At 59.8% G+C, this 14,031-nt stretch carries 13 protein-coding genes and 1 riboswitch; of the genes, 9 read left to right on the forward strand and 4 right to left on the reverse strand.

Features of this window, described 5'->3' with window-relative positions; translation table 11 throughout:
• Positions 1–82: 82 nt before the first annotated feature.
• The 3 genes from spoVT to mfd form a co-directional block, all read right to left on the reverse strand.
• On the reverse strand, positions 83–640 hold the full coding sequence (gene spoVT / locus K5554_RS01355; protein WP_305038865.1) for a stage V sporulation protein T: 558 nt from the start codon (positions 638–640) through the stop codon (positions 83–85).
• A gap of 111 nt (positions 641–751) precedes the next feature.
• On the reverse strand, positions 752–1,681 hold the full coding sequence (locus K5554_RS01360) for a peptidylprolyl isomerase (RefSeq protein ID WP_221039387.1): 930 nt from the start codon (positions 1,679–1,681) through the stop codon (positions 752–754).
• 30 nt (positions 1,682–1,711) lie between these two features.
• Positions 1,712–5,215, reverse strand: a complete 3,504-nt coding sequence (gene mfd, locus K5554_RS01365) for a transcription-repair coupling factor (protein ID WP_221039388.1) — start codon at positions 5,213–5,215, stop codon at positions 1,712–1,714.
• Between the two features lie 361 nt (positions 5,216–5,576).
• On the opposite strand from mfd, the gene K5554_RS01370 reads away from it, so the two are divergent.
• The 4 genes from K5554_RS01370 (at position 5,577) to K5554_RS01385 (ending at position 9,178) form a co-directional block, all read left to right on the forward strand.
• Positions 5,577–5,798 carry an aspartyl-phosphate phosphatase Spo0E family protein gene (locus tag K5554_RS01370; RefSeq protein ID WP_221039389.1) on the forward strand — a complete coding sequence of 74 codons (222 nt, stop codon included), beginning with the start codon at positions 5,577–5,579 and terminating at the stop codon, positions 5,796–5,798.
• A gap of 31 nt (positions 5,799–5,829) precedes the next feature.
• Positions 5,830–6,033, forward strand: coding sequence for a hypothetical protein (locus K5554_RS01375; RefSeq protein WP_221039390.1), 204 nt, complete (start codon positions 5,830–5,832; stop codon positions 6,031–6,033).
• A gap of 220 nt (positions 6,034–6,253) precedes the next feature.
• Positions 6,254–6,390, forward strand: a riboswitch (cyclic di-AMP (ydaO/yuaA leader).
• Positions 6,391–6,397: 7 nt separating this feature from the next.
• The gene (locus K5554_RS01380) at positions 6,398–7,075 is read left to right on the forward strand and encodes a cell wall hydrolase (protein ID WP_221039391.1); all 678 of its coding nucleotides are present in this window, start codon (positions 6,398–6,400) and stop codon (positions 7,073–7,075) included.
• Between the two features lie 138 nt (positions 7,076–7,213).
• Positions 7,214–9,178 carry a sigma-54-dependent Fis family transcriptional regulator gene (locus K5554_RS01385; RefSeq protein WP_221039392.1) on the forward strand — a complete coding sequence of 655 codons (1,965 nt, stop codon included), beginning with the start codon at positions 7,214–7,216 and terminating at the stop codon, positions 9,176–9,178.
• Between the two features lie 171 nt (positions 9,179–9,349).
• On the opposite strand, the gene K5554_RS01390 is transcribed toward K5554_RS01385, so the two are convergent.
• Positions 9,350–9,514: a hypothetical protein gene (locus K5554_RS01390; RefSeq protein ID WP_221039393.1), complete on the reverse strand. Its 165-nt coding sequence runs from the start codon at positions 9,512–9,514 to the stop codon at positions 9,350–9,352.
• A gap of 104 nt (positions 9,515–9,618) precedes the next feature.
• On the opposite strand from K5554_RS01390, the gene K5554_RS01395 reads away from it, so the two are divergent.
• From K5554_RS01395 to K5554_RS01415, 5 genes are all read left to right on the forward strand, one after another.
• Positions 9,619–10,608 (forward strand): thiamine pyrophosphate-dependent dehydrogenase E1 component subunit alpha, encoded by a 990-nt coding sequence (locus K5554_RS01395; protein ID WP_305038866.1) that lies wholly within the window; start codon positions 9,619–9,621, stop codon positions 10,606–10,608.
• Positions 10,596–11,567, forward strand: coding sequence for an alpha-ketoacid dehydrogenase subunit beta (locus K5554_RS01400; protein ID WP_221039394.1), 972 nt, complete (start codon positions 10,596–10,598; stop codon positions 11,565–11,567). Before K5554_RS01395 ends, K5554_RS01400 begins: the two co-directional genes overlap by 13 nt.
• An 85-nt stretch (positions 11,568–11,652) precedes the next feature.
• Positions 11,653–12,414 (forward strand): SDR family NAD(P)-dependent oxidoreductase, encoded by a 762-nt coding sequence (locus K5554_RS01405; protein ID WP_221039395.1) that lies wholly within the window; start codon positions 11,653–11,655, stop codon positions 12,412–12,414.
• 65 nt (positions 12,415–12,479) lie between these two features.
• A complete protein-coding gene (locus K5554_RS01410; RefSeq protein WP_221039396.1) occupies positions 12,480–13,478 on the forward strand; it encodes a TRAP transporter substrate-binding protein in 999 nt (332 codons plus the stop codon).
• Between the two features lie 73 nt (positions 13,479–13,551).
• On the forward strand, positions 13,552–14,028 hold the full coding sequence (locus tag K5554_RS01415; protein WP_221039397.1) for a TRAP transporter small permease: 477 nt from the start codon (positions 13,552–13,554) through the stop codon (positions 14,026–14,028).
• The last annotated feature ends 3 nt before the right edge of the window (positions 14,029–14,031 follow it).

Here is a 14,031-nt window from a genome sequence, read left to right on the forward strand (position 1 = left end):
TTTCCGGATCACTCCCTCATTATACCAGAACGGGGCCGGGTTTCAACCCGGCCCCAGTGCGTTCCGTCCCTCGTCCATCCCGTCATTGTTCCATTTGCTTGGCCAGAAAGCCGGCCGCCGTCTCTGCCAGCTTCAGTTCCAGGTCGCCCATCTTGACCTCCGGGTTTTTCGAGCAGAGAATCACAGCGCCAATGGGATCGCCTTCGGCAATGATGGGAGATATGACTTCGGCGCTGAAACGGCAGTCGTCGTCTTCCGTCACGCAGTCCTTGCAGTACTTGTTCTCTTTGGGATTGTTGATAAGGACGGTGCGGCGTTCCTCCATAACCTTCTCCACGGCGGGGCTGATCTGCCGGTTGAGGAACTCCTTCTTGGGGGCTCCGGCCACGGCGATGATGGTGTCCCTGTCTGCGATGCATGCGATGTGTCCTACGGACTCTGCGAGGGAATCAGCGTACTCCTGAGCGAAGTCGCTCAGTTCCCCGATGGGGGAGTACTTCTTAAGGATGACCTCCCCTTCCCGGTCCACAAATATCTCTAGAGGGTCTCCCTCCCGAATGCGTAAAGTTCTGCGAATCTCTTTCGGGATCACTACGCGTCCTAAATCATCGATACGTCGAACGATGCCCGTCGCCTTCATTTCCACCCCTCCTTTACCCGCGCTCATCCGGATCTCTACACAGATAGTATATAGTGATTTTGACACTTTTATTCATTTTTGCCATGCGGGGTGGCCGGCGGCGAGGAGCGGCTATTTCTGGGGCGTTGTCTCCTCCGTCAACTTGTTTTCTGGCTTCAGCCTGCCTTTTAAATCGCTCAGGAAGGCCTGGAATTTCTCGTCTCTCTTCTGCGCGGAAAGCTGGGCGCTGAGGTACTGCTCCACCTCGGCCAAGGCCAAGGTGCGGGCAGGTTTTTTGTCTTCCACCTTGATGATGTGATAGCCAAAACTCGACTTAATCACCGGGCTAAGCTCGCCGACCGGCGTGCTAAAGGCCGCCTTGTCGAATTCGGGCACCATCTGGCCGGCCGGGAAGTAACCCAGCTCGCCGCCCGCTTCCCGTGAACCAGGGTCTGTGGAGTACTCCTTGGCCAGTTTGGCGAAGTCCTCACCCTTGAGTAGCCGGGCGCGCAGCTCCTGGGCAAACTTCTCATCCGCCACCAGGATGTGGCTCGCCTTCACCTGTTCAGGCACCTTAAAGTCCGCCTGGTGTTCCCGGTAGTACTTTTCCACCTCCGCCGGCGTCACCTTGATGCCGGCGGTCACCTTCTGGTAGAGTTCCTCCAGCTTGAGGTTGTTCTCCACCACGCGTTTAATGTCGTCCACGGAAAGCTTGGCTTCCTTTAAGGCCGCATCCAGTTTTGCCTTATCGCCAAACTGCTTGACAAGCCCAGCCTCAACCTCTTGCCAAGCCTGCTGCACCTTGTCCGTGCTCACCGCGATACCCTGTTTCTCCACTTCCGCAAGGAGCACGTTTTCGTCCAGGAGTTGGTCCACCACGCCGGCGCGGGAAACCTGGCTTACGTCAAGCTCGGGTGAAAACAACTTCACTAAAGCCACACGCTTGTCCACATCCGTCGCCAGAATCTGGCGTTCACCGACCGTGCCCACCACCCGGTTGCCGCTGCAGCCGGCAAGCACAAGAAGCGCCGCCGCCAGCGCCAGGAGCCGCCTTACCTTCAATGCTTTCTCCTCCTTCAGTTGGGTCGGGTGTCAGTCGTTGGTCCCATTGTACTCGACCTGGCGCGCGGCGACAAGCTCCCGGAGCCGCAGCAGGGCCTGCCGGACGGCGGCCGGCACCTCTGCCGGTTGGAGGCCCTCGGTCCGCAAGAGCAGTTCCCGCTCGTGTCCCGGCAGGGGCACCAAGCGCCGGCGCGTCGCGCGGCTGAGAGAAATTACCTCCTCCGGCGTCAGGTAAGCACCCGGGGAAAGCGTCAGCACCACCTTGTCCCCGCGCTGGGTGAGCCCCGCCACTTGGGCCCCCCGGGCCAGCACCTTAAGGCGCGCGACCTCAAGGAGCGTCGCTACCTCCGGCGGCGGGTCGCCGAAGCGGTCGATCAGGTCGGCGGCCACTTCCTCGACATCGCCTTCGCTGCGGCAGGCGGCAATGGCCTTGTAAAGCTCCATCTTATCGCGGGCCGAAGCAACGTAACTCTCAGGCAGATAGGCGGTTACCTTCAGGTCCACCTGCGGCTCCACTTCGACCGGCCGTTTTTCTCCTTTCAGCTCCCGCACTGCCTCCTCCAGGAGGCTACAATACATTTCGAAGCCGATGGCGGCAATGTGACCATGCTGCTCGGCGCCGAGGATATTGCCCGCGCCGCGGATCTCCAGGTCCCGCACCGCCAGCTTGAAGCCGGAGCCGAGTTCGGTAAACTCGCGCAGCGCCTGCAGGCGTTTTTGCGCGATGGGTGAAAGGAGCTTCTGGGGCTCGTAGGTAAAGTAGGCGTAGGCCACACGGTTGGAGCGCCCTACCCGGCCGCGCAGCTGATAAAGCTGCGCCAGTCCCAGCCGGTCCGCGTCGCGTACGACCAGGGTGTTCACATTGGGCATGTCAAGGCCGTTTTCAATGATGCTGGTGCAAACCAGAACATCGTACTCGCGCTCCAAAAAGCCCAGCACCACCCGGGCCAGGCGGGTTTCCGATAGCTGGCCGTGGGCCACGGCCACCCGGGCCTGGGGAACCAGTTCCTGTACCCGGCGCGCTTCCGCCTCGATGCCCTCCACCCGGTTGTAAAGGTAGAAGACCTGGCCGCCGCGGCCGATTTCCCGGGCGATGGCGTCGCGCACCAGCGCGTCGCTGTATTCCACCACGTAGGTCTGTACCGGGTAACGGTCCTCCGGCGGGGTCTGGATAAGGCTCATATCCCGGAGGCCCACCATGGAAAGGTGCAGCGTGCGCGGGATGGGCGTAGCGGTAAGGGTGAGCACGTCCACCGTCGCCTTAAGCTCTTTGAGGCGCTCTTTCTGACGCACACCGAAACGCTGCTCCTCGTCGATGATCACCAGGCCCAGATCGGCGAAGCGCACGTCTTTCGAGACCAGCCGGTGCGTCCCGATGATGATGTCGATGGCCCCACGCTTGAGGCGCTTGATGATTTCACGCTGTTCCAGCGCGCTGCGGAAGCGGGACAGCATCTCAATCTGCACCGGATAGCGGGCCAGGCGTTGCCGGAAGGTGTTGTAGTGCTGTTGCGCCAGGATGGTGGTGGGGACCAGCACGGCCACCTGTTTGCCGTCCATCACCGCCTTAAAGGCAGCGCGGATGGCCACCTCGGTCTTGCCGTAGCCCACGTCGCCGCAGAGCAGGCGGTCCATGGGATGCGGGCTCTCCATGTCCCGCTTCACTTCCTCGATGGCCTTGAGCTGGTCCGGGGTCTCCTCGTAGGGGAAGGCATCTTCAAACTCTTTTTGCCACACGGTATCGGGGCCGAAGGCATAGCCGGGGGCCGCTTTGCGGCGGGCATAAAGGGCAAGCAGCTCCTGGGCCATCTCCTCCACCGAGCGTTTGGCCCGGCTCTTGGCCCGTTGCCACTCGTTCCCGCCCAGCTTGCTCAAGCGGGGGCTCTCGCCCTCGGGGCCGATGTACTTCTGCAAAAGGTGCACCTGGTCGGTGGGGACATACAGCAGATCGTGGCCTGCGTACTCGAGCACCAGGTAGTCGCGGGTGCTGCCGGCGCTCTCCAGCGTCTTCACGCCCTGGTAGCGACCGATGCCGTGTACCACGTGCACCACCAGGTCCCCCACCTTAAGGTCCGTGAAGCTGGGGACGGCCGCCTCTTCCAGCGGCGCCCGCCGTTCCCGCCGGCGAGCCTGGCCGAAGATCTCGGCGTCGCTTATCTCCACCACCTTCAAGGTGGGGAGTTCAAAGCCGGCCGAAATCGGGCCCACCGCCACGGCGGCCCGTATGCCCGGCACGTTGTCCTTGAGCCAGGTCTTCAGACGGCCGGCCCGGTTCTCGTTGCTGGCCCGGAGCGTGACGGCATAGCCGTCGTGGTGCCAGCGCCTGAGATCTTCCGCCAGCCGCCCTTCATTCTGGTGGTAGGGCGTCAGGCCCCGCGCCGCGATGGAGATGAAGGCCTGGGGATTGCTGTACGGGGCCCGGCGCAGGAAAAGGCTGAGACCCACGCGCTGCAGGCGCCCGAGGCGCGCAAGGAGGATGTCAGGGCCGGCGTAAAGCTGTGCCTCTTCCGGGAGCAGGTTTCCCTCCTCCAGGAGGTGCTTTTGCATCCCGGCCAGACCCTGGGCAAAGCTGCGGCCCTCTTCCACCAGCTCGAGGGGCTCGTCCAGGAAAACCAAGGTGCGCGGGGAAAAGTAGTCCATAAGATAGGTCTCTTCCTCATAGGCGAAGGGGAGGAGCCGCGCCGCCGCCTCGGGCAGGCCCTCCCTCGCTCGTTCCAGGAAAGCGGCCGCGCGCTGGCGCACCCGCTCCGCCTGAGCGCTGAGGCCCCGTGCGCGCAGGCCGTCTTGGTAGCGCCCTGCCGAGGCGGCAAAGGCGGCGAGCGCATGCTCGCGCTCGGCCGGCAGCAGGCACACCTCCCGCGCAGGCCCGACCCAGGCACCTGTGAGTTTGGCCAGGGAGCGCTGGCTTTCCGGGTCGAACTCCCGCAGGGAGTCTATTTCGGTATCAAAAAGCTCCACCCTAAGCGGCCGGACCGCGGGCAGCGGGAAAACGTCGAGGATGTCGCCGCGCGCCGCAAACTCCGCGCGGTTTTCCACCCGTTCCACCCGCGTGTAGCCCAGCTCCACCAGGTGCTCCAGCAGCTTTTCCCGATCCACCTCGTCTCCGGGGCGCAGCCAGAAACCCTGCCGCGCAAAGACCGCCGGGGGCAAAAGACGCCGGGTCAGGGCCGCAAGCGGCGCCACAACGGCGCCGGCCTCGCCCCGCACCAGCGCCCCCAAAACGTTCAGCCGCTGAGCCGTAAGTTCCGGGCTCTCGGCGTAGTACTCGTAAGGCAGTACCTCCGCCGGCGGAAAGACAAGGATCTTACTGCCGGGTAGAAACGCCGCCAGGTCCTCGGCCACGGTTTCGGCCTGCTGTAGGTGGCTCGTGATGTAGAGGGCCGGCCGCCGTATTTCCTCAAGGACGAGGGCGGCCAGGTAGGCCTTCTGTGCGCCGCTCACACCGTGAACCAGTTGTTCCGGCACGCCGCGTGCCACGTTGCTTAAAAGCTCGTGCAGTTCGCTATTTTCTGCTGCATTGTCCCAAAGGGCCATTCTGTTTCCCCCTATCGGGAGTAAGACAAACTGAGGGGCCGCAAAAGGAAGGAGGCGCAAAACGGCGCCCCTCTATCGCCTTCTTTATTATAACGGGGCCTGGAAGGAGGCGCAAGCCGATCACGGCGCGCGGCCAAGGCCGTGGCGGCGGTCAGAGGCCGTGGCCCCCAACAAGCCGGCGCAAAACCGAAAACGGGACTGCCGCCGGCCGGCGCGCCGCAGAGCGTGCTGAGCCCGCAGTGTATGCATCTTCCAGGACCAGTCTATGTTTGAGACCGAAGGTTTAGTGCGCCTGGGTCTTGGATTGTTCATTCCATAAATGTATAATATTAACATGACAGCAGGGAAAGGAGCGAGCAGGGTGAAGGTTGTCGCGCAGGAGCCCCGCCGGCTTCAAGAACTGGACCAAGAGATTGAAGCGCTACGGGAGAAACTCTATCGCCTGGTCTGCTCCAATCCATCCCAATTGCGCACGCCGGGTGCGTACGAACTGTCCATGCAGCTGGATGAGCTTATTGCCAAATTGCAGGTAAGCCTGGTCGCGCCGGCGCAGCAGGAAAGGTGTGAGCGAAGCGGAAGCTAGAATAGAGGTTGGGTTGGGGGGAAGATACGGTATGGAGCTTACATCGGTAAAGGGGTTGATTTCAATCACCCTTTCTGTGAAAGAACACGAGCGGCAGCGCCTGGCAGGCCTTTCCACTTCTGACCTCCTCCAACTCTCCAAAAGTGAGTTAAGCCAAGTAGTCCAACCGGATCTGGTACGGGAGGTCATGGTGGGCTACGACGGGGAAACAGTGCAAATGATCCTGAGCATTTAGGCCCTGCAAAGGGCCGATTTTTTTAGGAGCTTATTCCCAATGCGGTCTAACTCCGCCTGCGGCGGCCTGTGCCTGCATTGGGACTCTATCCTTTCCCTTCACACGCCACGGACAGGCCTGCCCAGCTTCAGCGCCCGCCTGTGGCGGCTGACAAGCGCCACACGGTGTGCTAACATGGCTGTAGGTTTTACAGCCTTAGACAACTCAACAGGGGGCGGTAAAGTTGTCTGTGCTGAATCCTCCTCGAGAGGTACGGGGGAATGTACCGCTTGTCAGCGGCGGGTGCATCTCTTACGAGAGGGACATCCTTCGGTCCTAACCTGGAACTAACCCCGGAAGCGAGTGAAGGAAAGGAGCGAGGAACATGCTGAAGCAGCTTTTGACCCGGTTACCTCTGACCCTGAAACGCATCCGGAAACAGCTCACGCTGGAGACCGAAAAAAAGAGTGTGATGGTCGGACTGGCAGCGCTCCTGGTGTTCGGTGTGTCCGCCCCGGCCGCTGCCGCAGCCTACACCGTACAGCCGGGCGACTCACTCTGGCTCATCGGCCAGCGCTACGGCGTAAGCGTGACCGCTCTACAGCAGGCAAACGGCCTTTGGACCGACCTGATCTACCCCGGCGATGTGCTCACCATCCCGGACGGCGGCACCCCGGCCGCGCTGGCTTCCCGGGGCAGCGCCCGCCCATCCATGCGGGAGGTTGAACTGCTGGCCCAGATGATCACGGCCGAGGCACAGGGTGAACCGTACGAAGGAAAAGTAGCGGTCGGCGCCGTGATTCTCAATCGCCTGCGCGACCCGCGTTTCCCCAACACTTTGGAGGGCGTCCTCTACGAAACCGATGCCTTTGAGCCCATACTGAACGGCACCTTCTACCAGACACCCGATGCCGAAAGCATCCGGGCCGCCCAGGATGCCCTAGCCGGCTGGGATCCCACCGGCGGCGCCCTTTACTTCTACAACCCGTCCCGGGCCTGGTCCACCTGGATTTTCAGCCGCCCCGTCCTCACCCAGATCGGCAATCACGTGTTCGCTAAATAGGATTCCCTTTCGACCCGCGCCGGCGGGTCTTTTTCTTTGCCCGGCAGGATTTTTACCTTACAGGGACGAATTATGCATCATAAACAGATGATAGACGATTCTTGTCAAATATTTGACATTTGGCAGGGGGTACGGGGTATGAAGACACAGCCGGCTTTCCCCAGCCTTAAGAAGGCCTGGGAAACTTTCACCGCAACGGGAACGGTGCTTCCCGGGGTCCCTCCCCTGGTGGCCACGGCCTGGCAGCGCTGCCGTCACCTTGGAGTAGATCCCAACCAGGGTTTTTGCACCGAGGTGCTGCCGGCACCGGAGTACGCCGCCCACCTGGCGGCCAACGCCGAACTCCTTGAGGTGGCGCGGCCCTTCCTCACCAGCCTGTACGAAATCGTGCAGGGGTCCGGCTTCGCCGTGGTCCTGGTGGACCGCGACGGCGTGGTGATTGAGGTCCGGGGCGATCCGACAATCCTTAAAGCGTCCGCCAGCGCGCTCAACTTCGTCCCCGGGGCGGTGTGGCGCGAAGACATAGTGGGTAACACGGCCGTGGGCACCGCGCTACGGGAAAAGGTACCATTACAGGTAGCCGGCTACGAGCACTACTGCCGGGCGCACCATCCCTGGGCCTGTTCGGCGGCTCCCATCCTCGGTCCCGACGGTACGGCCTGGGGAGCGCTCAACGTGTCCGGGGTTCTCAGGCAGGTGCACCCGCACACCCTGGGCATGGTGGTGGCCGCCGCCCGCGCCATCGAAGGCCAGCTGGCCATGCGGCAGGCGACGGAGGAACTCCGGCTGCAGCACAAGTATCAGGAGGCCATCGTGGAATCCATGTCCGACGGCCTTCTCACCATCGACCGCAGCGGGCACATCACCTACATAAACGCCACAGGCGGCCGGATCCTGGGCGTGGACCCGAAAAAAGTCGTGGGTAAGTTCGTCGGCGACATCGTGGACTTCAGGCCGGTAGTCCTTTCCGTCCTGGAAAGCGGGCACGGCTACGTGGACCGGGAGTTCATGGTGAAAACCGGCAGCGGCTTCAAGCACTTCATTAAAACGGCCGTCCCCATCCGCGACGAGAATGGCAACCTCACGGGAGTGGTGGATACTTTCCGCGAGATAAAACGCGTGCGTAAGATGGTCAACCAGATGGTGGGCGCCACGGCCAACTTCACCTTTGCCGACATCCTGGGTGAAAGCCGCGAAATAGCGGAGTGCGTGCGCCTGGCCAAAATTGCCGCGCAGAGTTCCTCTACCGTCCTGCTGCAGGGCGAAAGCGGCACCGGCAAAGAACTCTTCGCCCAGGCCGTCCATAATGAAAGCAACCGGCGGGAGGGGCCTTTTGTCGCTCTCAATTGTGCCGCTCTGCCCCGCGAGCTCATTGAAAGCGAACTCTTCGGGTACGAGGAAGGCGCCTTCACCGGCGCCTCCCGCGGCGGCCGGCCCGGCAAGTTCGAGCTGGCCTCCGGTGGCACCATCTTTCTTGACGAGATCGGTGACATGCCCCTTGACATGCAGGCCAAACTGCTGCGGGTTTTGCAGGAACACCGGGTGGTGCGCCTGGGCGGCAGCCATTACATCGACTGCGATGTGCGGGTGATCGCAGCCACCAACAAGGACCTGGCCCGCGAGGTGGAGGAAGGCAACTTCCGCCGCGATCTCTATTACCGGCTTAATGTCATCTCCATCCTCATTCCGCCGCTGCGGCAGCGGGGAGCCGACCTCGAGCTGTTGGTGGAGCGCCTCACGGAAAAGATCAGCCGCAAGCTCGGTCACGAGGTACACGTTTTCGCCCCCGGTGCCCTCCAGATCCTGCGCTCTTACCCCTGGCCCGGCAACGTGCGCGAGTTGGAAAACGTCATCGAGCGGGCGGTGAACATGGCCCGGGGCAAAGAGATCAGTGCGGCCGAGGTGCTGCGCCTCTTGAAGCACCAGCAGGCCGGCCCCGCGGCACCCGCAGAGCCGCTCGCCATCGAGGAGCTGGAGAAGCAGGCCATCCGCCGTGCCCTGCAGGCCGTGGACGGTAACATTTCCCTGGCCGCCCGCCTCCTCAAGATCAGCCGCAACACCCTGTACAACAAGCTCAAGAAGTATCAGATAAAGGCGAGTTAAAGGTGCAGGGCGGACCGACCGGCATGGGGCCGGACCGTTTTTGCTCAAATTTTACACAGTGTCCTGGTTTTGGGCAGAAGCGTGGAAGAATGTTGACAGCGGCCTTGTCCGCACGGCAAGAAGCTCGCTGCGCAGAAATTGAGCACCGACGTGCGGCCGGTCTGGCCGCCATTAAGCCGGCACATAGACCCAAACGCAGCCGCCGACCACCGGCCGGCCGGTCAGGTCTAGGGGCGCCCGGGCCTCCGGGCGTTTTTTTATTCCGCTCACCTGCTCCTTTTGCTTGTCTTCCCCTTGTTCGTCTTTTACCGCCACCTCCTGGTACGCTCCTTGCATACCTCGCTCTTGTGGAGGCGTGCAAAGGGAGGAACCGCCCCGGGCTGGCGCAAGAGGGGCCCGCGCAAGCTGGGCGCCCAGTTCTGACAGGAGGTGCTACCGTTTTGGAGTTCTCACGCGATGATTTAAAGGCCTTTTACCGTACCATGTTCACCATCCGGTCCTTCGAAGAGAAGATCAACGACCTCTTCCTGGCCGGCGAGATCCCTGGCTTTGTCCACCTGTACATCGGCGAGGAGGCCATCGCCACCGGCGTCATGGCCAACCTGAAAAACACCGACTACATCACCAGCACCCACCGCGGCCACGGCCACACCATCGCCAAAGGAGCCGACCTCAAGCGGATGATGGCCGAGATCTTCGGCAAGCGCACAGGGTACTGCCACGGTAAAGGCGGCTCCATGCACATCGCCGACTTCTCCATCGGCATGCTCGGGGCCAACGGCGTGGTGGGCGGCGGGTACAACCTGGCGGTGGGTGCGGCCTTGGCGGCCAAGCTCTCCGGCAGCGACCGCGTGTCCGTCTGCTTCTTCGGCGACGGTGCCTCCAACCGCGGCACTTTCCACGAGGCCATGAACATGGCCGCCGCCTGGAAGCTGCCGGCGATTTTCGTCTGTGAAAACAACCAGTGGGCTTCCACCACCCCCTACCGCACCACCACTTCCGTGGAGAACATCGCCGACCGGGCCATCGGCTACAGCATTCCGGGCGTGGTGGTGAACGGCAACGACGTGTTCTCGGTGTACGAAGCCGCCCAGGCGGCGGTGGAGCGGGCCCGGTCCGGCGGCGGTCCCACCCTCATCGAGGCGAAGACCTACCGCATCAAGGGCCACTTTGTCGGCGACCCGGAGATGTACCGGACCCGGGAGGAGGTCCAGGAGCACTTTGAAAACGACGACCCCCTGAAGAACTTCCGCGAGCAGGTTCTGACCGCAAGCCGGCTCAGCGAGAAGGAACTGGCGGAAATCGAAGCCCAGGTGAAGGAAGAGCTCGCGGCGGCCGTCCAATTTGCCAAGGAAAGCCCCTACCCAGGACCGGAGGAGCTGTTCCAAGATCTTTATGTCGAAAGCGGGGAAGCAGCATGCGGGAAATAACCTTCTCAGAGGCCACCCAAGAGGCCATGGCGGAGGAGATGGAGCGCGACAGCCGGGTCTTTTTGATGGGTGAAGACATCGCGCGCCAGGGGGGCATCTTCGGCCAGTTCAAAGGCCTGCCGCAGAAGTTCGGCTTCGACCGGGTGCGCGACACCCCGATTTCGGAAACAGCCATCGTCGGCGCCGGCGTGGGCGCCGCCCTGGCCGGGATGCGCCCGGTGGTGGACATGCACTTTGTCGACTTTATCACCGTGGCCATGGACGAGGTGGTCAACCAGATGGCCAAGATCCGCTACATGTTCGGCGGGCAGTGCACGGTGCCGTTGGTGCTGCGCGCTCCGGACGGCGCCGCCCGTTCCGCCGCGGCCCAGCACTCCCAGAGCCTGGAGGCCTGGTTTGTACACGTGCCGGGCCTCAAGGTGGTCATCCCCTCCAACCCGGCCGATGCCAAGGGCCTCCTAAAGTCCGCCATCCGCGACGACAACCCGGTGCTCTACTTCGAAAACAAGGACCTCTTCCGCATGAAGGGGCCGGTGCCGGAGGAAGAGTTCCTCACGCCCATCGGCAAGGCGAAGGTGGTGCGCGAGGGCAAAGACGTCACCATCGTCTCTTACTCCATCACCCTGCACAAGGCCCTCAAGGCCGCCGAGGCCCTCGCCCAGGACGGTATTGAGGCCGAGGTGATCGACCTTCGCACCATTGTCCCGCTCGATAAGGAGACCATCTTCGCTTCCGTTAAGAAGACAAAGCACCTCATCATCGCCCACGAGGCCACCAAGAACGGCGGCGTCGGTTCTGAAGTCGCCGCGCTGGCGGCGGAAGAAATGATCGATTACCTGGACGGCCCGATCAAGCGCATCGGGGCCAAGTTCGTGCCCATTCCCTTCAGCCCCGCCCTGGAACCTTTGACGCTGCCCCAGGTGGAAGACATCGTGGCTGCCGTCAAGGAAATCTGCTAGCAAGTCTTTTACAGAAGCAATTACCGGTTTGCTAGTTTGACCGGAGGTCAACAAAGAGCAGTCAGCTAAGAAAGGATTGAGCTATATGGACCTCGGGATAGCAGGAAAAGTTGCTGTGGTGACAGGTTCTGCAGGGGGATTAGGTTTCGCAGTTGCCCAAAAGTTGGCAGAAGAAGGTACCATTCCTGTACTCTTAGACTTAAAAGAGAAAATGCTCCAAGAGGCAGTTCAAAAGATTAGACTGCATTGCCCTCAAGCTGAAGGGTATGTGGTTGATCTCACCACATTCGACGCTGTGAGCGCCACATATGAAGAGATTTTAAAGCACTTTAGCCCTCCTGAAATATTAGTCAATTGTGCCGGCGGTGGACCCGGATTTCAAAAAAACATTACAGAACTAAGCGAGCCAGAATGGAAACGGCTAATTGACATTAACCTTAACAGCATGTTCAATACATGCAAAATAATGACCAAAGGTATGCTGAAATCGTGCTGGGGAAGGATCATTAACTTCTCATCTGTAGCGGCCTTGCGGGGCGGCGGACTACTGGGTAAGGCGGCCTATGCATCATCAAAAGCAGGTGTAATTGGGTTAACAAAGGCCTTGGCACGAGAGTTTGGAGAGTACAACATTACGGTGAACGCAATTGCTCCTTCACTCCATATCACGCCCCTAACCTCAATCTTAACTCCGGAACAAAGGGAAGCCATTGTCAGTGCTTTTCCACTCAAGCGTGCCGGAGATCCCGCGGGTCTAGGAGCCTTGGTGTGTTTCCTTGCCTCTGATTACGCCGCCTTCATCACGGGAGCAACCATAACTGTCGATGGGGGGTATGCCATGCACTGAAGTGGGCCTTGTTTGTTTGCTTATTTATTTCAACTTTATTTTAATAAGAGGAGGGCATAGGACAGATGAGAAAGGCATTCACACTTTTCGTGTCATTAGTCCTCACTGGATCCTTGGTTCTCTTGGGTTGCCAAAGTACCACCCCTCAGGCACAACAAGCTTCTTCGACAACTGTCCTTCGACTAGCCAATGTGTCACCGGTCGGGGACGTTCGGGACCTTGAGTGTAAGAAATTTGCTGACCTTGTTTCGCAAAAGACTGGTGGTAAGGTTAAGGTTGAAGTCTTCTCTGGGGGCACTCTGGGCGACTGGCGTGAGACTATCGAGGGGCTAAAGGCTAAAAGTGTTCAAGTTGTGCTTGAAAGTGTGGGCACCCTGGACGCCTACGATAAGTACGCTGATATAGAAGCTGTCCCGTTTTTGATCAAGGATTCTGATCATTATTCAAAAGTTTGGAACGGAGATATCGGAAAAGAAATTCTAGAGACAGTAGGGTCAAATGCGGGTTTCCAGCTTATGGGACCTGCCTACCGAGGTGCGCGATATGTCACAAGCAAGAAGAAAGTGGCATCAGTCAATGACCTCAAAGGTCTCAAAATTCGCGTGCCAAATATCGCCGTATATGTGAAGACATGGGAACAGCTAGGTGCCAGCCCGACACCCATGGCTTTCACCGAAATATACACCGCGTTGCAGCAAGGAACCGTTGATGCACAAGAAAACCCGCTGTCTGAGAACTGGAACAGTGCCTTTTACGAAGTATGTCCCTATCTCATCGGTACCAAGCATATCTATGGTACAGACGTTTTCATAATGGATAGGGAGTATTTTAAGTCCTTGGATCCGGAAGTACAAGCTGCAATACAAGAAGCAGCAAACGAAGCAGCAAGTTGGCGCACTCAAGAAGTGCTGAAGACAGAGAAAGATTACCTTGACAAGTTCAAGTCAAAAGGTATTACCTATGTCGAAGTGAACAGGGACGAATTCGTTCAGAAGCTAGGCGACTTTGTAGGACAACACTTCCCCCACCTAAAGCCATGGGCTGACAAGATCACGCAGTTGTAGTCTCCTTTGGGGAAGGGGGAGCCTTCTCCCTCTTCCCATTCTTCGAGGAGGACTATCGAGGAGGAAAGAAGTCTTGACCAAACTACTTAACAAGGCTGAAATCGTATTGCGTGCCGTTCTAGGCATTGCTTTGTGCATAATGACTGCGTCAGTAACATGGCAGGTGGTGCTTCGTTATGTATTCGGCAGGGCGAATGTATGGTCAGAAGAACTGGCCCGATTCTCGTTCGTTTGGTTGGTAATGCTTGGTTCCTCCTTGGCAATACGTTCTAATAGGCACATGAGTATTGACTTCATAAAAGAAAAAATGTCGCCGCAACTCCAGTTGCTTCTTTCTGCTTCGTCAACAATCCTATGTATGGTTTTTGTTGCCGTCATTGGCTGGCAAGGCTTACAGCTGCTTACAATTACAAGCCGTCAACTGTCCGGAGGGATGCGGATACCCATGGCGTATCCCTATCTGGCGATACCGGTTGGCTCTCTCCTTATGTTAGTTTTCTTCACGGAGTATCTTTTAAATCTGTCGTGGTCTAAGCAAAAGGAGCGTTAATAC

Source organism: Gelria sp. Kuro-4 (assembly GCF_019668485.1).
Lineage (GTDB): Bacteria > Bacillota > DTU030 > DUMP01 > DUMP01 > DUMP01.